Genomic DNA, 438 nt, shown 5'->3' on the forward strand with positions numbered 1-438 from the left:
AGGCGCGAGCCCTGCGGGATGAGAAGGTATTGCCCGGTCACGGTGTCATAGACCGGTTGGGTGACCTGCGCGACGATCGTGCCGGGCAGGTCCGAATTGATCCCGGTCACGAGGCTTGCCGGGATCAGCGTGCCCGCCATGACCTGGTAGGGCGAAGCCGGGTCTTCGATGCTGTGAGGGTTGTAGATGTCGCTGTCCGCGCCTTCCCTGGCGAAGGCCAGTTTACGGGACTGGAGATTGGTATCGGCGGGCTGGCNNCGGCGCGCCCTGCGGCAGGGCGGCGAGCGCCAGCAGCTCAGAGCCAAGATCAAGCGCGGGGTCGCGATAAGCGAAGCGGGTGTCGGTGGTGCTTGCGGTACCGCTCTGAGAGTCGAGCCGGAAGAAGACCGGCGCGCGGGCCGCTTCATCGGCAAGCGCGGCCTCGCGCATGCGCCTTGC

Annotated in this window: 1 protein-coding gene; it reads right to left on the reverse strand. The window is 67.4% G+C overall.

Annotated features, from left to right (window positions below; genetic code table 11):
- Window positions 1-140 (reverse strand): TrbI/VirB10 family protein (locus B4F73_RS05870; protein WP_290482719.1); only part of this gene is annotated, 140 nt, incomplete at its 3' end.
- Window positions 141-438: the final 298 nt, after the last annotated feature.

It is taken from the genome of Hyphomonas sp. UBA3601 (assembly GCF_002375605.1).
Lineage (GTDB): Bacteria > Pseudomonadota > Alphaproteobacteria > Caulobacterales > Hyphomonadaceae > Hyphomonas.